Source organism: Micromonospora arida (assembly GCF_042873195.1).
In the GTDB taxonomy this organism is placed as follows: Bacteria; Actinomycetota; Actinomycetes; order Mycobacteriales; family Micromonosporaceae; genus Micromonospora; species Micromonospora arida.
This window is the reverse complement of record NZ_JBIALC010000005.1, coordinates 90,941-108,567: the sequence shown is the minus strand read 5'-3', so window position 1 is coordinate 108,567 and position 17,627 is coordinate 90,941. Positions and strand designations below refer to the sequence as shown.

Here is a 17,627-nt window from a genome sequence, read left to right as displayed (position 1 = left end):
GGGCCGCCCTCGCCCCGCGCCGCGCCGCGCCGCGCCTCGAAGATCGCGCAACATCCTGGATGTAGTGGCATCCCGGCTCGCCGTGGCCACTACATCCAGGATCGAGCGTGACCTTGACGGCCGAGGCGTGAGGCCGCGGCCCGCGGGCGTGAGGCATGGGCGTGAGTCCGCAGGGCGCGGGCGACGGCGGGGCGGGGTGGGGTACGGAGGGCGTGTCCCGTGGGGCTGGTGGGAAGGGCGCCGGTTAGGGTGTCGAACACACGTACTGCTGACGACTGGGGAGGGGGCGGCGTGCGCGTACTCGGTGTGGACCCGGGGTTGACCCGGTGTGGGGTGGGCGTGGTCGAGGGTGTGCCCGGCCGGCCCTGCACCCTGGTCGCCTACTACGTGGTCTACACCGACCCGGCCGACGATCTGGCGTTGCGCCTGTTGCACCTGGACCGGTCGCTGAACAAGCTGGTCGCCGAGCATCAGCCGGAGAGCGTTGCTGTCGAGCGGGTGTTCAGCCAGCACAACGTTCGTACCGTGATGGGCACCGCGCAGGCCAGTGGCATCGCCGTGTTGGCCGGGGCGCGGGCCGGGCTGCCGGTGCAGACGTACACCCCGAGCGAGGTGAAGGCCGCCGTGACCGGGTCCGGTCAGGCCGACAAGGCGCAGATGACCGCCATGGTGACCCGGCTGTTGCGGCTGGCCGAGCCGCCGAAGCCGGCGGACGCCGCCGACGCGCTGGCCCTGGCCATCTGCCACGTGTGGCGCGGCGGGACCCGCTCCAAGCTGGCCGCCGCGGCCGATCGGGCACGACGAGGAGGAGCACGATGATCGCCAGCGTGCGCGGCACGGTGACCGCGACGGGTCCGGACCAGGCCGTGATCGAGGTCGGCGGGGTCGGGCTCGCCGTGCACTGCGCCCCGGGGACCCTCGCGGAGCTGCGGGTCGGCCAGGTCGCACGGCTCGCCACCAGCTTGATCGTGCGGGAAGACTCGCTGACTCTCTACGGCTTCGCCGACGATGACGCCAAGTCCCTGTTCGAGCTGCTCCAGACCGCCAGTGGGGTCGGCCCGCGACTGGCTCAGGCGGTGCTGGCGGTGCACACCCCGGACGCGGTTCGCAAGGCGATCGCCAACGCCGACACGGCCGCCCTGACCCGCGTACCCGGGATTGGCAAGAAGGGCGCGGAACGTCTGGTGCTGGAGCTACGTGACCGGATCGGCCCGGTGCCGATCGGCGCCGACGGGGTGGCCGGGGTGACCCGCGGCAGCTGGCCCGACCAGGTCCGCCAGGCGTTGGTGGGGCTGGGTTGGACGGCCGGTCAGGCCGACCAGGCGGTGGCCGCGGTGGCGGAGTCGATCGAGGGTGAGACCCCGCCGGTGCCGGTCCTGCTCAAGCAGGCCATCCGACTGCTGGGCCGCACCCGATGACCGCGCGGGCGGCACGATGAGTGAGACCGAGGGGCTCGTCTCGGCGTACGTCAGCGACGCCGATCGGGACGCGGAGGCCACGGTACGGCCGAGGCGGCTGGCCGAGTTCATCGCACAGGACCGGGTACGCGACCAGCTCGACCTGTTGTTGCAGGGCGCCATGCGGCGGGGGTCGCCGCCGGATCACATCCTGCTCTCCGGCCCACCCGGGTTGGGTAAGACGAGTCTGGCCAACATCGTCGCCGCCGAGCTGGGCGCGGGTATCCGGGTGACCAGCGGCCCGGCGATCGAGCGTTCCGGTGATCTGGCGGCGATCCTGACCAGCCTCGCCGAGGGCGACGTGCTCTTCATCGACGAGATCCATCGGATCGCGCGTCCGGCCGAGGAGCTGCTCTACAGCGCGATGGAGGACTTCCGGGTCGACGTGGTGGTGGGCAAGGGGCCGGGGGCGACGGCGATCCCGTTGGACGTCGAGCCGTTCACCCTGGTTGGCGCGACGACCCGCTCGGGCTTGTTGACCGGGCCGATGCGGGACCGGTTCGGCTTCGTCGCGCACCTCGACTTCTACGCCCCGGCGGATCTGGAGACATTGCTGCACCGTTCGGCGCGGATTCTGGGGGTGCCGATCACGCCGGAGGGCGCGACCGAGATCGCCGGTCGGTCCCGGGGCACGCCGCGGATCGCCAACCGGCTGCTGCGCCGGGTCCGCGACTATGCCGAGGTCCGGGCGGACGGGGTGGTCGATCTCGACACCGCCCGTGCGGCCCTGATCGTGTACGACGTGGACGCGCTCGGCCTGGACCGGCTGGACCGTGCGGTGTTGACCGCGTTGGTCGACTCGTTCCGGGGCGGCCCGGTCGGGTTGTCCACCCTCGCCGTGGCGGTGGGGGAGCAGCCGGACACGGTCGAGGAGGTCTGCGAGCCGTTCCTGGTGCGGGCTGGGCTGTTGGCCCGTACGCCCAGGGGGCGGGTGGCGACCGAGGCCGCCTGGCGGCATCTGGGGCGCACACCGCCGAATGGTACATTTGGTGCGGATAGTCCACCTGTGCCCAACTTGTTCTCCTTGGATGTCGATCAGCCGTGATGTGAACGTGATCTGTGCCGCATTCGGCGTTCTCAGGTGCAGGGTTTAGACTTCGCCGCGGTCTGTACAGGACGTGAGAATCCGCCTCCGCTCCGGCACCCACGGTGCCGGGGAGGTGGCCAATGGGAAGGTCAGTAACCGTGCATTTGGCAGCACCGGGTGGCGGGGCCGGCAGTTTCACGCCGATCCTGATGATCGCCCTGCTCTTTGGCGTCATGTACTTCATGATGATCCGGCCCCAGCAGAAGCGCCGCAAAGAGGCGGAGGCGATGCAGTCCAACCTCGGCCCCGGCGACGAGGTCGTGACCATCGGTGGGCTTTACGGCACGGTCACCGGCATCGAGGACGACACTGTCCTGATCGAGGTCGCACCGGGCGTGCAGACCCGCTACGCCCGCCCGGCCATCGCGCGGGTGGTCACTCGCGCGGAGCTGCCGAGTGAGCCGGTCACCGAGGACGCGGACACCGTCAAGGACTGACCCCTCCCCTCGGGAGCGGCGATTGCGGCGTACGGCCGGTCGGCCGGCTTCCGGGTCGTCGCGCCCGAACGGGGCAGCGGGCGAGACGTGAAAACTGGATAGTTGGGTCGACGCCGGGCGTCGGCACGTTCCCGTGATCGTCGGCGTTCCGCGCCGGGGGTGCCCGGTCCTCGTGTCGGCACTCCGTCGGCTCAAGGCAGACCCGTCGGGCGGGACCCCCGGCCCGACACCGCCGCCGCTGCGACAGCGGCGCGACCGTACAGGGAGACAGGACAGCCGTGGCACCACCTCAGGGACAGATGCGCCCCGGGCGGCAGCTCGCCGTGCTCGGGTTCATCTTCGTGGTCCTCTATCTTTTGGTGTTCTTCGCTGGCGCCAGCGGCAGCTGGAAGGACCGGCTCGAGCCCAAGCTCGGCCTGGACCTCATCGGCGGCACGCGGGTGACACTGGAGGCGACCAACAGCGTCGACGGCAAGCCCCCGACGGCGGAGAACCTCGAGGAGGCCCGGGAAATCATCGAGAGCCGGGTCAACGCGTTCGGCGTGGCCGAGGCCGAGGTGGTCACCGAGGGCAATCGCAACATCGTCATCTCCCTGCCCGGTGAGAACCGGGACCTTACCGACGTGGGCAGCGCGGCCGAGCTGCGCTTCCGCAAGGTGCTCAAGGCCGCCTCCGGCAGCGGGGTGGCCGAGGCCCCACCCGCCGCCACGCCAGTTCCGTCCGGCAGCGCTGCTCCGACGGGCGCCGCGACCCCGACCGGCGCCGCGACCCCGACCGGCAGCGCCTCGCCGAAGGTGACCTCGTCGCCCAGCGGCGGTCAGGGCGGCATGGCCCCGGCGTCGCCCAGCGCCACGCCGACCCCCTCCGCGTCCGCCACAGCCTCGCCGAGCGCTGCCGCGCCCAGCGCCAGCGCCGAGCCGGTGCCGGCCAGCATCGAGGAGCAGCGCAAGGTCGTCGAGCAGAAGGTCGGCGCCGCCGCGTGGCAGGCCGCCAACGGGTTGCAGGCCCCGGCCGATCTGACCGCCGACCCGTCGCTGGCCGAGAAGCTCAAGCCGTTCGGCACGCTGTCTCCGCAGGAGGTCGCGGTGCTGCCGGCGCAGATGCAGTTCAACGTGCCGACTATCGGCTGCGTGCAGCTCGACCAGCGCCCTCCGGCGTCGATCTCCGATGCGAAGCAGCAGGTGGTCTCCTGCGAGGACGGCGCGTCGAAGTACCTGCTCGACCAGGCAAAGGTGCTGGGCACCGACGTGTCCGACGCCGACGCGGTGCTCGACCAGACCAACTCCTGGGTGGTCAGCCTGGACTTCACCAAGGACGGCCAGGGCAAGTGGACCTCGCTGACCCGTGAGGCGTTCCAGAACGAGGGTCAGGCCTGCGACGCGACCGCGCTGGGCCAGGACGGCAAGTGCCGGGTGGCAGTCGTGCTGGACAACGAGATCGTCTCCTCCCCGGAGATCCAGGGCGTGCTCACCGGCAACTCCCAGATCACCGGCACCTTCACCCAGAAGGACGCCAGCACCCTCGCCGGTCAGCTCCGCTACGGCGCGCTGCCGGTGACCTTCGAGCAGCAGGAGGCGCAGAACGTCACCGCCACGCTGGGCGCCAGCCACCTGCGCGCCGGTCTGCTCGCGGCCGGTATCGGCATGCTGCTGGTCATCGTCTACGCGTTCTTCTACTACCGGCTGCTCGGCTCGGTGATCTTCCTGAGCCTCATCCTCTCCGCGCTGCTGGTCTTCGGTGCGCTGGTGGTGCTCGGCCGGCAGATCGGCTTCACGCTCACCCTCGCCGGCATCGCCGGAATGATCGTCTCGCTCGGTGTGGCGGCGGACTCGTTCGTCATCTACTTCGAACGACTGAAAGACGAGATCCGGGAGGGTCGCAGCCCTCGTAGCGCCGTGCCCCGGGCCTGGATCCGGGCCCGCCGGACGATCATCTCGGCCAACGCGATCACCCTGCTCTCCGCTGTGGTGCTCTACGTGGTCTCGGTCGGCACGGTCAAGGGCTTCGCCTTCGCCCTCGGTCTGGCCACCGTGCTGGACCTGGTGGTGGTCTTCCTCTTCCGGCACCCGATCATGACGATGTTCGCCCGGACCCGGGCGTTCCTGTCCCCGCGGGTCAGCGGTCTGGGTCGGGCACTCCCGGCCCGCAACCAGCCGACTCAGCCCCGCAACCCGCGCGCCAAGGAGGCCTGAGATGGCTGAAAACGGTCTGGCGAGCCGCCTCTACAACGGCGAGGCCGGTCTCAACATCGTCGGCCGGCGCAAGCTCTGGTTCGGCGTCGCCGGGGTCCTGGTCCTGATCGCGATCCTCAGTTTCTCGATCCGTGGGTTCAGCCTGGGCATCGAGTTCGCCGGCGGTAACTCGTTCCAGGTGCCGGCCAGCGTCGGCACCCTGGACGACGCCGAGCGGGAGGTCAACTCGGCCCTCGCCGCCGAGAACACCGGCGTCACGGTGGCCACCACGCAGAAGGTGGGCGGCACGGGCGGCGACTCCTACGAGCTGCGCACGCCGCAGCTCACCGTGGAGCAGGCCAACTCGGTCAAGGCCCAGATCGCCGAGGACCTCGGCATCAGCGCCGACCAGATCAGCAGCAACCAGGTCAGTGAGGCCTGGGGCAGCCAGGTGACCGAGCGGGCCGTGCTCGGTCTGGTCATCTTCATCGCGCTGGTGATGGTCTACCTGATCCTGCGCTTCGAGTGGCGGATGGCCGTGGCCGCGGTCGCCTCGCTGATCACGAACCTGATCCTCACCGCCGGCATCTACTCGCTGGTCGGCTTCGAGGTCACCCCGTCGACGATCATCGGCTTCCTCACCATTCTGGGCTTCGCGCTCTACGACGTGGTGGTGGTCTTCGACAAGGTCCAGGAGAACACCCGGGGCATCACCGCCAACAACAACCAGACGTACGCTGAGGCGTCCAACCTGGCCGTCAACCAGAGCCTGATGCGGTCGTTGAACACCTCGGTGGTCGCCCTGCTGCCGGTCGGCGGTCTGCTCTTCATCGGTGCCGGCCTGCTCGGTGCCGGCACGCTGAAGGACCTCGGTCTGGTGCTGTTCGTCGGTATGGCGGTGGCGTTCCTGACCTCCATCCTGGTGGCCACCCCGCTGCTGGCGCTTTTGAAGAACTACGACCCGCGGATCCAGGCGCACAACAAGCGCGTCCTGACCCGGCGGGGCGCTATCGCCCGTGGCGAGGTCACCGGTAGGGGTGCTGCCGCGAGCCCGGCGGCCCAGGCCGACGCGACCGACGAGCCGGTCGACCAGGACGCCGCCGCGCTGGCCGGTGCCGCCCCCAAGGTGGGCGTTCGGCCGGCGGGCAAGCGGCCCACCGGTGCCCGGGGCGGTCGCCCGGGTGGTGGCGGCAACCGACCGGGTGGCGCCAAGCGGCGCTGACCCGACAGGAAACACCCGAACGGCGTCCGGCATGCTGTTGCCGGACGCCGTTCGTCGTCGAAGGAGAGCAAACAGCCGTGACGGAGACCCACAGCACCGCAGTGCGCGGGGACAGTGGCCCGGAGGTCGCCCGACTGGTCGCCAGTCGGGTGCTGGACGTGCCCGACTTCCCCAAGCCCGGCGTCATGTTCAAGGACCTGATGCCACTGTTCGCCGACGGCAAGGTCTTCCGTGAGGTGATCGACGGGATCGTCGCGTACCACGGGCGGGACTCCTTCGACGTGGTGGTCGGCATCGAGGCGCGCGGGTTCGTCGTCGCGGCGGCCATCGCGTACGCGACCGGGGTGGGCGTGGTGCCGGTGCGCAAGGCCGGCAAGCTGCCCCGCCCGGCGCACTCGGTCTCCTACGAGTTGGAGTACGGCGAGGCCACCCTCGAAGTGCACGAGGACGCCTTCACCGCCGGGCACCGGGTGCTGGTGGTCGACGACGTGCTGGCCACCGGTGGCACCGCCGAGGCGACGCTGGACCTGGTCGAGCGGGCCGGCGGCACCGTCACCGGCTTCACCGTGCTGCTGGAGCTCGGCTTCCTGGGTGGGCGTGAGCGACTGACGCCGCGTCCCGTCCACGCCCTGTTGACTGTTTGAACCGGTCGGTGCTCCGCTGACCGTTTGATCCCGGACCCGTCGGATGGACCTGGCGCCGACCGTCCGGCGGAGCGGCAGGGGACCGTCCGTGCGGGTAGCATTGCCCTTTGCTGACGCCGGCGGTATCCCGTCCGGCGAGCGAGACCAGGTCGGCCGATCTTCGGCCGGCGTGTTTCCGGCGAGCGGTGAGGAGGCCGGTGTCCCACGATGTCGTCCCTCCGGCGGAGGGCACGGTGCACCCGACAGGCGACGCTGACGGCTCGGTGACCGACCGGACGGGCGACGCGCCGGCCCGGGTGACGGGCACCGGCAACGGCTCCGGCCGGGCTCCCGGCGAGAGCGCGGTGCGTCCGACCAGCGGCCCGCCGAGCGTCGAGGCGTCCCCCGGCGCCGATGGCGTCGTGGTGCCGTTCCCGACCGACGCCGGCATCGACCCGTCGCCCAGCGGTGGCTTCGGGCTGTCCAACGCGCCCACCGGTCGGCGGGTCCGGGCCCGGTTGGCCCGGTTCAACGCGCCCTGGCAGACCTCCCAGGTCAGCGAGGTGCTGGAGCCGCTCATCGCCAGCCACCGGGACAACCACCCCAAGGCGGACGCCCGGCTGCTCCAGCGCGCCTTCGACACGGCCGCGCGGTGGCACTCCGGTCAGTACCGCAAGTCCGGTGATCCCTACATCACCCACCCGCTCGCGGTGGCGACGATCCTCGGCAACCTGGGGATGGACACCACCACGCTGGTCGCCGCGCTGCTGCACGACACCATCGAGGACACCGAGTACACCCTCGACCAGATGCGCGCCGACTTCGGTGGCGAGGTCGCCCTCCTGGTCGACGGCGTCACCAAGCTCGACAAGGTCAAGCTGGGCGACGCGGCCAAGGCCGAGACGATCCGCAAGATGGTCGTGGCCATGGCCAAGGACCCGCGGGTGCTCGTGATCAAGCTGGCCGACCGGCTGCACAACATGCGCACCCTGACCTTCCTGCCCCGCCCCAAGCAGGAGCAGAAGGCCAAGGAGACGCTGGAGATCCTGGCGCCGCTGGCGCACCGGCTCGGTATGAACACGATCAAGTGGGAGCTGGAGGATCTGTCCTTCGGCACGCTGTTCCCGAAGCGCTACGAGGAGATCAACCGGCTGATCGGGGAGCACCAGCCGCAGCGCGAGGCGCTGCTGCGGCAGGTGACGCAGAAGGTGCAGACCGACCTGAAGGCCGCCAAGATCAAGGCGGAGACCACCGGGCGGCCGAAGCACCTCTACTCGATCTACCAGAAGATGATCGTGCGGGGTCGCGACTTCAACGACATCTACGACCTGGTCGGTGTACGGATCCTGGTCGACACGGTTCGCGACTGCTACGCGGCGTTGGGTGTGATCCACGCCAACTGGCAGCCGGTGCCGGGTCGGTTCAAGGACTACATCGCGATGCCCAAGTTCAACATGTACCAGTCGTTGCACACGACGGTCATCGGGCCTACCGGCAAGCCGGTGGAGATGCAGATCCGCACGTACGCGATGCACCGCACCGCGGAGTTCGGCATCGCCGCGCACTGGAAGTACAAGGAGCACAAGGGCACTCAGATCGTCGGTCCGCCCGCGCACATCGACGAGATGACCTGGCTGCGGCAGCTGCTCGACTGGCAGCGTGAGGCGGCCGACCCGAGCGAGTTCCTGGACGCGCTGCGCTTCGACCTGTCCAGCCAGGAGGTGTACGTCTTCACCCCGAAGGGTGACGTCATCCCGCTGCCGACCGGGTCGACACCTGTGGACTTCGCGTACGCGGTGCACACCGAGGTGGGGCACAAGTGCATCGGGGCGCGGGTCAACGGCAAGCTGGTGCCCCTCGAGTCGACGCTGTCCAACGGCGACGTGATCGAGATCTTCACGTCGAAGTCCGAGACGGCCGGCCCGACGCAGGACTGGCTGGGCTTCGTCAAGAGCCCGCGCGCCCGGACGAAGATCCGGCAGTACTTCAACAAGGAGCGCCGCGAGGAGGCGATCGAGGCCGGCAAGGACGCGATCGTCAAGGCGATGCGCAAGCAGGGCATGCCCCTGCAGCGGATGCTCACCTCCGACGCGCTCATGTCGATCGCCCGGGACCTGCACCTGGCCGACGTGGCCTCGCTCTACGCGGCGGTCGGCGACAGCCAGGTCTCCGCGCAGTCGGTGGTGCAGAAGCTGATGGCCGCGTACGGCGGCGAGGAGGGCGCGGCGGAGGACATCGCCGAGACCGCCGTCGCCACCCGGCCGCCGCGCAGCCGGCAGAGCAGCAGCGACCCGGGCGTGGTGGTCCGGGGCGTCAGCGACGTCTGGATCAAGCTGGCCCGCTGCTGCACACCGGTCCCACCGGACTCGGTGTTCGGCTTCGTCACCCGCTCCGGCGGGGTGAGCGTGCACCGCGACGACTGCGCCAACGCCGAGGACCTGCGCGCGCAGAGCGAGCGGGTCGTCGAGGTGAGCTGGAAGCTCACCTCCGCGTCGACGTTCCTGGTCGCCATCCAGGTCGAGGCTCTGGACCGGCACAAGCTGCTGGCCGACGTCACCCGGGTGCTCTCCGAAGAGCGGGTCAACATCCTCTCCGCGACCGTCACCACCACCCGCGACCGGGTGGCGGTGAGCCGGTTCAGCTTCGAGATGGCCGACCCGAAGCACCTGGGCCACCTGCTGGCCACGGTCCGCAAGGTCGACGGCGTCTTCGACGCCTACCGGGTAACCTCCGGCGCCTGAACGCCCGTACCCCGAGAACACGACAGCGCCCACCGGCTCAGCCGGCGGGCGCTTCGTCGTGCGCGCGGGGGTCAGCCCTGCGGGTTGCTCATCGTGAGGTCCTTGATGATGACCTCCTTCTTCGGGTGGCCGCCGCCAGCCTGCTGGCCGAACGCACCGTCGTCGCCGGCCTTGGCCACGTCCTTGACCAGGTCCATGCCGCCGGTGATGGTGCCCAGCACGGTGTACGCCGGGTCCAGCGGAGAGTCGCCGAAGACGATGAAGAACTGGCTGCCGGTGCTCCCCGGATCCTGGGATTTGGCCATCGCGATGACGCCCTCCGGGTACGGCGGGCGCTTGTCGGTGGGCAGGTTCTCCTCGGCCATGCGGTAGCTCGGGCCGCCCTGGCCGTCGGTGTCCCGCCAGCCGTTGCCGGTGGCGCTGGGGTCACCGCACTGCAACACCTTGATGCCCTCGGTCACCAGGCGGTGGCACTTGGTGTTGTCGAAGAAGTTCTTCTCCGCGAGGTAGGTGAAGCTGCCCGCCGTGCACGGCACCAGCGACCGGTCGACCTTGGCGGTGATCGGGCCGAGGTTGGTGTCGATCGTCATGGTCTGGATGCCCTTGGCGGACTGCTCGTTGCTCGGCACCCCCACGTCCTTGATCTGCGGGGGGCGCTGCTCGGTGGGCAGCGCGGTGTACGCGCACTCGGCCGCGCCCGCCGCCGGCGCGGCGGTGTCGCTCTTGCTGTCGTCGTCGCCGCCGAGGCTCACCGCCAGCCAGACGGTGCCGGCGACCACGAGCACCAGCGCGGCAGCCGCGCTGACGATCGCCGTCGTCTGCCGGCGCTTGCGGGCCTTGGCCGCGCGCTCGGCCATCTCCTTCTCGAGCCGGGCGCGTGCCGCCGCGCGCTGCCGCTCTCTGGTGGACGTCACGCCTGGATCCTCCTGGCTGTCTGCTGCTGGGTGCCGCTTGGGTGGGTGGTGGCGCCCGGTCAGCCGGCGCTCGGGCTGCTGGCCGGGGTGCCGGAGGCCGAGGGAGCCGGTGCCGCACCGGTGACCGGCTCACCGACCGTGAGGCTCTGGATCGTCACATCGGTGCTGGGCTTGACCTTCGCCCCGGTCCCATTGTCCACGGTCGGGAGGGCGCCGATCTTCTCCACCACGTCCAGCCCGCCGGTCACCCGGCCGATGACCGGGTACTTCGGGTCGGCGGTGGTGAAGTCCTTGAAGAAGATCAGGAACTGACTGCCGTTGCTGCCCGGCGGGTTGGAGACCATGGTCACCGTGCCCTTCGGGTACGTCGGCGGCTGGCCGGGGGCCGGACTGGCCGACGGCGACGCCGACGGCACGGTCGGCAACTCCTCGTCGTAGAACGAGTAGGTCGGCCCACCAAGGCCCGTGCCGCTGGGGTCGCCGCAGCGCAGCGCGCCCTCGGAGGTGATCTCGTGGCACTTGGTGTTGTCGTAGAACGACCGGCTCGCCAGGTGGGCGATGCTCGCGGCCGCGCACGGGGAGTTGGTCAGGTTCAGTTCCGCGGTGATCGGCGCGCCCTGGTTGGTGGTCACGGTCATCGCCCGGGTGCCGTCGGTGGGCAGATCCTTGGTGGCCGGCGTGCCGACGTCCTTGAGGTTGGTGTTGGCCGTCGCGTCCTGCGGCGTCCAGAGGCAGGTCTCCTCGGCGGCCGTGTTCTGCTTCGGGTCGGAGTCGAACGCCCCGAGCGCCCAGGCTGAGCCGGCCACGACCAGCACGAGGATCAGAGCGGCGCCAACTCCGGCCTGGATCTGCCGTCGGCGCCGTGTCGAGGCGGCACGGCGAGCCAACTGCCGGTCGAGCTTGGCCCGCGCCAGTTTGCGCTGCCGGTCCCTGCTGGAAGCCACCCGTGCTCCCCTTTCCTCTACCTGGTCGCCGCCGGCGGCCGGTCGCCCCGGCCCGTCCGGGCGTCACGTGTGCCGCGCCACACGCCCGCCAGAGTGTACGGCTAGTGACTGGGAATGTGGTGTACGAGGTCCACCCCGTCCCGAGCAGCGCTTATCGGAGGTTGTCACTGTGCCCTACGGGGCCGGTGGGACGGACGCGGCAAACTCGCTCGGCCCGCCCGATAGGCTGCTGTGCAGGACGACAGCTGCTCGACGGAAAGGACAGCGCCCGTGCTCGTGGCCGGCTTTCCCGCGGACGCCTTCGGCACCAACTGTTACGTGGTTGCCACCGCGCCGGGGGAGCAGTGCGTGGTGGTCGACCCCGGCATCGGGGTGCTCGACCAGCTCGACGCGCTGCTCGCCGAGCACCGCCTGCATCCGGCCGCCGTGCTGCTCACCCACGGCCACCTCGACCACACCTTCTCGGTCGCGCCGGTCTGCGGCGCGCGCGGCATCACCGCGTACGTGCACCCCGGTGACCGGGAGATGCTGGCCGACCCGTCCAAGGGCCTCTCGGCCGACCTGACGTCGCTCTTCGGCGGCCGGCTGAGCTACACCGAGCCGGACGACGTGGCGGAGTTGACCGACGGCGCCACCCTCACGCTCGCCGGCCTGGAGATCGCCGTCGACCATGCCCCGGGCCATACCGGCGGGTCGGTGCTGTTCCGGCTGCCGGGCGCCGGGTCGAGCTGGGAGGCTGACGAGCTGTGCCTCTCCGGTGACGTCCTGTTCGCCGGGTCGATCGGCCGCACCGACCTGCCGGGCGGGAGCATGCCGGCCATGCTCACCAGCCTGCGCGACAAGATTCTTCCGCTGGCCGACGACACCGTCGTGCTGCCCGGCCACGGCCCCAGCACCACCATCGGCCGCGAGCGCGCCAGCAACCCGTACCTCATCGAGGTGGCTGGCACGTCGCCGGCCGCTCCCACCCGGGGCCTCTAGATCTTCTGTCCGCGCCGCGCGCGGACCCACGACACCACCGCGCCACCGGCGCGGAACCGCAAGGAGTACGCCGATGAGCAAGCCCACGCCCATCTCCGGCTTCCCGGAGTGGACTCCCGGCCAGCGGATGATCGAGCAGTTCGTGCTCGACAAGATCCGGGCCACCTTCGAGTTGTACGGCTTCGCGCCGCTGGAGACCCGCGCCGTGGAGCCGCTGGACCAGCTGCTGCGCAAGGGCGAGACCTCGAAGGAGGTCTACGTGATCCGGCGGCTGCACGCCGACGCCGAGGGTGCCGGTGGTGACGACCAGCTCGGCCTGCACTTCGACCTGACCGTGCCGTTCGCCCGCTACGTGTTGGAGAACGCCGGCAAGCTGAGCTTCCCGTTCCGCCGCTACCAGATCCAGAAGGTGTGGCGGGGCGAGCGGCCGCAGGAGGGCCGTTACCGGGAGTTCGTCCAGGCCGACATCGACATCGTCGACCGGGACACCCTGGCCGCGCACCACGAGGCGGAGATGCCGCTGGTCATCGGGGATGCGCTGCGTTCGTTGCCGATCCCACCGGTGACGATCCAGGTCAACAACCGCAAGATCTGCGAGGGTTTCTACCGGGGCATCGGGCTGACCGACCCGGAGGCGGCGCTGCGCGCCGTGGACAAGCTCGACAAGATCGGCCCGGCGAAGGTGGCCGACCTGCTGGCCCAGACCGCCGGTGCGAGCGAGGCGCAGGCCAAGGCGTGCCTGGCGCTGGCCGAGATCTCCGCTCCGGACGCCTCGTTCGCCGACGCCGTGCGCGCGCTCGGGGTGAGCGACCCGCTGCTCGACGAGGGCATCGAGGAGCTGGTCCGGGTGGTGGACACCGCCGCCGAGCACTCGCCCGGCCTCTGCGTGGCGGACCTGCGCATCGCCCGTGGTCTGGATTACTACACCGGCACTGTCTACGAGACCCAGCTGCGCGGCTACGAGCGGTTCGGCTCGATCTGCTCCGGCGGCCGGTACGACAACCTGGCCAGCGCCGGCACCGTCTCGTACCCCGGGGTGGGGATCTCGATCGGCGTGACCCGGCTGCTCGGTCTGCTCTTCGGCGCGGGGGAGCTGTCGGTCTCGCGGGAGGTGCCGACCGCCGTGCTCGTCGCGGTGACCAGCGAGGAGCGACGTACGGCCAGCAACCGGGTGGCCGAGGCGCTGCGGCGGCGCGGGGTGCCGACCGAGGTGTCGCCGAGCGCGGCGAAGTTCGGCAAGCAGATCCGCTACGCCGAGCGGCGGGGCATCCCGTACGTCTGGTTCCCGGGTGCCGAGGGAGCGCCGGACGAGGTGAAGGACATCCGCTCCGGTGAGCAGGTCACGGCCGGTGCGGGGGAGTGGATGCCACCCCTGGCGGACCTCAAGCCCACGGTCGGCTGAGTGTCTCCACTGGCGCTGACGGCCGCGGGGACCTACGGTAGCGTAAGTTACGCCACCGTAGGGAGTTTCTCGTGACCGTCAGTACCACAGTGAGCCAGACCGCGCTGCTCGTCGAGTTGGAGCCGGTTGTCGCACGCAACCTGGACCGCCACCTCTCGCTCGCCAAGGAGTGGTTCCCGCACGAGTACGTGCCGTGGAGCGAAGGGCGGACCTTCGACGGGCCGCTCGGCGGCGAGGCGTGGTCACCGACCGACTCCACCATCCCGGACGTGGCCCGCACGGCGCTGATCGTGAACCTGCTGACCGAGGACAACCTTCCCTCGTACCACCACGAGATCGCCACCCTGTTCGGTCGCGACGGCGCGTGGGGCACCTGGGTGCACCGGTGGACCGCCGAGGAGGGTCGGCACGGGGTCGCGATCCGCGACTACCTGACCGTCAGCCGGGCGGTCGACCCGGTGGCGTTGGAGCGGGCCCGGATGACGCACATGTCGGAGGGCTACACCAACGCCCACGGCGACGAGGTGCTGCACTCGCTGGCGTACGTCTCGTTCCAGGAGCTGGCCACCCGGATCTCGCACCGCAACACCGGCAAGGCCACCGGCGACCCCACCTGCGAGGCGCTGCTGGCCCGGGTGGCCGCCGACGAGAACCTGCACATGGTCTTCTACCGCAACCTGCTCGCGGCCGCGTTCGAGCTGGCTCCGAGCCAGGCCATGCGGGCCGTCGCCGACGTGGTGGCCGACTTCCAGATGCCGGGCAGCGGCATCGACGGGTTCGCCCGCAAGTCGGTGGCGATCGCCCTGGCCGGCATCTACGACCTGCGCCAGCACCGCGACGAGGTGCTGCAGCCGGTCCTGCGTCAGTGGGACGTCTTCAACGTGACCGGCCTCAACGCCGACGGCGAGGCCGCCCGCGAGCAACTCGCCGCCCAGCTGGAGAACCTGGACCGCGCCGCGAGCCGTTTCGAGGAGAAGCGCGACGCCCGAGCCGCCCGCCTGGCCCTCCGCTAAAACCCACCCCCACCCACCCACCCCACCCACCCCAGCCCTTGTTGATCATGAGGTTGGCGGGTCGATCGATCTTCGAATCGCCCGCTAACCCCATGATCAACGCAGTGGGTGGGGAGTGGGGTTAGGGGAGGGGGAGGAGGAGGAGGCAGGTGCTGGTGGCGTGGGCTATCAGGCGGTCGGTGGCGTCGGTGATGCGGGCCTCGGCCAGGGCCGTACGGCGGCCGCGTTGCAGCACCGTCCCCTCGCAGCGCAGGGTGCCGCTGTCGACGGTGACCGGGCGGAGGAACTTCACGTTGAGGTCCAGCGAGGTGTAGCCGACGCCGGCGGGCAGGGTGGTGTGCACGGCGCACCCCGCGGCGGTGTCCAGCAGGGTCGAGAGCACGCCACCGTGGACGCTGCCGAGCGGGTTGTAGTGGAACTCCTGTGGAGTCAGCTCGACGACGACCCTGCCCTCGTCGGCTTCCATCCGGGTCATGTCGAGAAGGTGCATCACCGGCGGCGCGGCCAATTCGCCGGCGATCATCGCCCGGAGCATGTCCAGACCGCTGCGTCGACCGACCTGGGCGGCGTTGGCCGACGGGTCTGCCCAGGTGAAGGTACGGCTGCGCACTGGTTCCTCCGTCTGCGTCATGGACGCAGCCTGGCAGGAGGTTGCTGAGTCTGTCAACGAGATCTAGCCTGGTCGGATGCGACCCGTGGCTCTGGACTGGTCAGTGGAGAACTGCACCATCGCCCGCGCGATGGAGGTCCTCGGTGAGCGGTGGACCCTGGTGGTGCTCCGCGAGGTGTTCACCGGCGTCCGCCGCTTCGACGACATGCGGGTCCGCACCGGCATTCCGCGTCAGGTGCTGACCAACCGGCTCGCCAGCCTGGTGGAACAGGGCGTGCTGAGTCGCGAGCCGTACCGGGAGCCCGGCAGTCGGCTGCGCCACGAGTACCGGCTCACGGAGAAGGGCCTGGATCTGTGGCCGGTGCTGGTTGCCGTCCTCGGTTGGGGCGACCGGTACCTCGCCGACGCTGAGGGCCCGCCGCTCAGTGTCACGCACCGCGACTGTGGTGCCGAGGTGCGCGTCGAACTGCGCTGCGCCGACGGGCACGACGTGGGCCGGCCCCGCGACGTGGTGCCCAGTCCGGGCCCCGGCGCCCGTCGCCGTACCCCCTGACCCGATCCCGCCGCGCCCCCGGACGTCCGTGGCCCGCCGCACCCTGTCGCCCGTCGCACGCCCGTCGCACGCCCATCGCCCATCGCTCGTCCCGTCGTCCGTCGCCGTGCCGTCCCGGTGCGCGGAGCACCCGACGTCTGGCGCGGAAAGGCATCGATGATCGTGCGCGCCAAATGTGGACCGGGTGTCGGTTGGGTGTGACGGTGGCTGTTCACCAGCGTGTCAGGGGTGTTGCGGCCATGTGGCCAACCGAGATCGGTGAATCCGGGCGAATCCAAGCCTTGTTAATGATCTTAAGTATGTGAATACTTCAGTCTCAGCTGGCCGATTTCCCCAGATCGGCCGCGTTGCCCCTCGGGTCAGTCGCCCCCGGCAGACCCGCTCCCCCGCCCAGGAGGTTTGTTACATGCGACCCACGAGGTCCTCATTCCGCGTTGCGGCCACAGTCGCCGTTTCCGGAACCCTGGTCGTCGGCTCGCTCATCGGCGCGCCCGCCCAGGCCGCTCCTGCCGCGTCCCCCGACGCCGCCGCCGCGATCTCCGCGGAACTCGGCGACCGCTCCGCCGGCTCGTACATCGACGCCAGCGGCAAATCCGTCGTCACCGTGACCGACGCGGCCGCCGCCAGCAAGGCGAGCAAGGCCGGCGCCGTCGTCCGCTACGTCACCCGCGGTGCCGCCGAGCTCAACCGGGCCACCGCCGAGCTGGAGCGCTCCGCCAAGATCCCGGGCACCGCCTGGTGGAGTGACCCGGTCACCAACCAGGTCGTCGTCTCCGTCGACAGCACCGTCACCGGGGCCAAGCTGGAGCGGGTCAAGGCCGCCGCCGCGCGGGCCAACGGCGCGGTCCGGGTCGAGGCCGAGGCGGGCGTGCTGAGCACCCGGATCTCGGGTGGCCAGGCCATCTACGCCGGCGGGGGCGGGCGTTGCTCGCTCGGCTTCAACGTGCGCAGTGGCAGCACCTACTACTTCGTGACGGCCGGGCACTGCACCAACATCTCGGCCAGCTGGTACTCGAACTCCGCCCAGACCTCGCTGCTCGGCACCCGTACCGGCACCAGCTTCCCGGGCAACGACTACGGCATCGTGCGGCACAACAACTCGGCCAACGCCGCCGGCAACGTCTCCCTCTACAACGGCAGCTTCCGCGACATCACCGGCTCGGGCAACGCGTCGGTCGGCCAGTCGGTGCAGCGCTCCGGCAGCACCACCGGCCTGCGTAGCGGCTCGGTGAACGCGACCAACGCCACGGTGAACTACGCCGAGGGCTCGGTCTCCGGTCTGATCCGCACCAACGTCTGCGCCGAGCCGGGCGACAGCGGCGGCTCGCTCTTCGCCGGCGGCACCGCCCTGGGCATGACCTCCGGTGGTAGCGGCAACTGCCGCACCGGTGGCACGACCTTCTTCCAGCCGGTCACCGAGGCGCTGAGCCGTTACGGCGTCAGCGTCTTCTGATCCACGCACCGCTCGCGGG

Annotated in this window: 16 protein-coding genes; 13 read left to right on the top strand and 3 right to left on the bottom strand. The window is 70.6% G+C overall.

Annotated elements, in window-relative coordinates; translation table 11 throughout:
* Nucleotides 1-291: 291 nt before the first annotated feature.
* The 8 genes from ruvC (at nucleotide 292) to ACFYP0_RS17310 (ending at nucleotide 9,738) form a co-directional block, all read left to right on the top strand.
* Entirely contained in the window at nucleotides 292-819 is a 528-nt protein-coding gene (ruvC, locus tag ACFYP0_RS17345) for a crossover junction endodeoxyribonuclease RuvC (RefSeq protein WP_112584546.1), read from the top strand.
* On the top strand, nucleotides 816-1,418 hold the full coding sequence (ruvA, locus tag ACFYP0_RS17340) for a Holliday junction branch migration protein RuvA (protein ID WP_091401818.1): 603 nt from the start codon (nucleotides 816-818) through the stop codon (nucleotides 1,416-1,418). Before ruvC ends, ruvA begins: the two co-directional genes overlap by 4 nt.
* 16 nt (nucleotides 1,419-1,434) lie before the next feature.
* Nucleotides 1,435-2,502, top strand: coding sequence for a Holliday junction branch migration DNA helicase RuvB (gene ruvB / locus ACFYP0_RS17335; RefSeq protein WP_357010082.1), 1,068 nt, complete (start codon nucleotides 1,435-1,437; stop codon nucleotides 2,500-2,502).
* Nucleotides 2,503-2,624: 122 nt separating this feature from the next.
* Complete coding sequence (gene yajC / locus ACFYP0_RS17330; RefSeq protein ID WP_124861893.1) at nucleotides 2,625-2,981, top strand: preprotein translocase subunit YajC; 357 nt, start codon at nucleotides 2,625-2,627, stop codon at nucleotides 2,979-2,981.
* 278 nt (nucleotides 2,982-3,259) lie between these two features.
* Nucleotides 3,260-5,173 (top strand): protein translocase subunit SecD, encoded by a 1,914-nt coding sequence (gene secD / locus ACFYP0_RS17325; RefSeq protein ID WP_355500146.1) that lies wholly within the window; start codon nucleotides 3,260-3,262, stop codon nucleotides 5,171-5,173.
* Nucleotide 5,174: 1 nt separating this feature from the next.
* Nucleotides 5,175-6,374: a protein translocase subunit SecF gene (secF, locus tag ACFYP0_RS17320; protein WP_355500143.1), complete on the top strand. Its 1,200-nt coding sequence runs from the start codon at nucleotides 5,175-5,177 to the stop codon at nucleotides 6,372-6,374.
* Between the two features lie 77 nt (nucleotides 6,375-6,451).
* Nucleotides 6,452-7,018 (top strand): adenine phosphoribosyltransferase, encoded by a 567-nt coding sequence (locus tag ACFYP0_RS17315; RefSeq protein ID WP_355500142.1) that lies wholly within the window; start codon nucleotides 6,452-6,454, stop codon nucleotides 7,016-7,018.
* Nucleotides 7,019-7,215: 197 nt separating this feature from the next.
* Complete coding sequence (locus tag ACFYP0_RS17310) at nucleotides 7,216-9,738, top strand: RelA/SpoT family protein (RefSeq protein ID WP_355500140.1); 2,523 nt, start codon at nucleotides 7,216-7,218, stop codon at nucleotides 9,736-9,738.
* A gap of 71 nt (nucleotides 9,739-9,809) precedes the next feature.
* Here the strand turns inward: ACFYP0_RS17310 and ACFYP0_RS17305 are convergent, their stop codons facing one another.
* Nucleotides 9,810-10,652 (bottom strand): peptidylprolyl isomerase, encoded by an 843-nt coding sequence (locus ACFYP0_RS17305; protein WP_355500137.1) that lies wholly within the window; start codon nucleotides 10,650-10,652, stop codon nucleotides 9,810-9,812.
* Between the two features lie 59 nt (nucleotides 10,653-10,711).
* Nucleotides 10,712-11,596, bottom strand: coding sequence for a peptidylprolyl isomerase (locus ACFYP0_RS17300; RefSeq protein ID WP_124861908.1), 885 nt, complete (start codon nucleotides 11,594-11,596; stop codon nucleotides 10,712-10,714).
* A gap of 270 nt (nucleotides 11,597-11,866) precedes the next feature.
* Here ACFYP0_RS17300 and ACFYP0_RS17295 point away from each other — a divergent pair, with 270 nt between their 5' ends.
* From ACFYP0_RS17295 to ACFYP0_RS17285, 3 genes are all read left to right on the top strand, one after another.
* Nucleotides 11,867-12,577, top strand: a complete 711-nt coding sequence (locus ACFYP0_RS17295; RefSeq protein ID WP_124861911.1) for an MBL fold metallo-hydrolase — start codon at nucleotides 11,867-11,869, stop codon at nucleotides 12,575-12,577.
* A gap of 73 nt (nucleotides 12,578-12,650) precedes the next feature.
* The gene (gene hisS, locus ACFYP0_RS17290; protein ID WP_355500134.1) at nucleotides 12,651-13,979 is read left to right on the top strand and encodes a histidine--tRNA ligase; all 1,329 of its coding nucleotides are present in this window, start codon (nucleotides 12,651-12,653) and stop codon (nucleotides 13,977-13,979) included.
* Nucleotides 13,980-14,050: 71 nt separating this feature from the next.
* Entirely contained in the window at nucleotides 14,051-14,992 is a 942-nt protein-coding gene (locus ACFYP0_RS17285) for an acyl-ACP desaturase (protein WP_181518646.1), read from the top strand.
* Nucleotides 14,993-15,113: 121 nt separating this feature from the next.
* On the opposite strand, the gene ACFYP0_RS17280 is transcribed toward ACFYP0_RS17285, so the two are convergent.
* Nucleotides 15,114-15,623: a PaaI family thioesterase gene (locus ACFYP0_RS17280; protein ID WP_386996709.1), complete on the bottom strand. Its 510-nt coding sequence runs from the start codon at nucleotides 15,621-15,623 to the stop codon at nucleotides 15,114-15,116.
* Nucleotides 15,624-15,678: 55 nt separating this feature from the next.
* Here ACFYP0_RS17280 and ACFYP0_RS17275 point away from each other — a divergent pair, with 55 nt between their 5' ends.
* Together ACFYP0_RS17275 and ACFYP0_RS17270 are read left to right on the top strand one after the other, a co-directional pair.
* Entirely contained in the window at nucleotides 15,679-16,155 is a 477-nt protein-coding gene (locus tag ACFYP0_RS17275) for a winged helix-turn-helix transcriptional regulator (RefSeq protein WP_124853359.1), read from the top strand.
* A 406-nt stretch (nucleotides 16,156-16,561) separates the two neighbouring features.
* The gene (locus tag ACFYP0_RS17270; protein ID WP_124853358.1) at nucleotides 16,562-17,608 is read left to right on the top strand and encodes a S1 family peptidase; all 1,047 of its coding nucleotides are present in this window, start codon (nucleotides 16,562-16,564) and stop codon (nucleotides 17,606-17,608) included.
* Nucleotides 17,609-17,627: the final 19 nt, after the last annotated feature.

Coding starts and splice junctions, on each gene's coding strand:
- hisS (WP_355500134.1), top strand. CDS start 12,651: ATGAGCAAGCCCACGCCCATCTCCGGCTTCCCGGAGTGGACTCCCGGC.
- ACFYP0_RS17280 (WP_386996709.1), bottom strand. CDS start 15,623: ATGACGCAGACGGAGGAACCAGTGCGCAGCCGTACCTTCACCTGGGCA.
- ruvA (WP_091401818.1), top strand. CDS start 816: ATGATCGCCAGCGTGCGCGGCACGGTGACCGCGACGGGTCCGGACCAG.
- ACFYP0_RS17270 (WP_124853358.1), top strand. CDS start 16,562: ATGCGACCCACGAGGTCCTCATTCCGCGTTGCGGCCACAGTCGCCGTT.
- yajC (WP_124861893.1), top strand. CDS start 2,625: ATGGGAAGGTCAGTAACCGTGCATTTGGCAGCACCGGGTGGCGGGGCC.
- ruvB (WP_357010082.1), top strand. CDS start 1,435: ATGAGTGAGACCGAGGGGCTCGTCTCGGCGTACGTCAGCGACGCCGAT.
- ACFYP0_RS17275 (WP_124853359.1), top strand. CDS start 15,679: ATGCGACCCGTGGCTCTGGACTGGTCAGTGGAGAACTGCACCATCGCC.
- secF (WP_355500143.1), top strand. CDS start 5,175: ATGGCTGAAAACGGTCTGGCGAGCCGCCTCTACAACGGCGAGGCCGGT.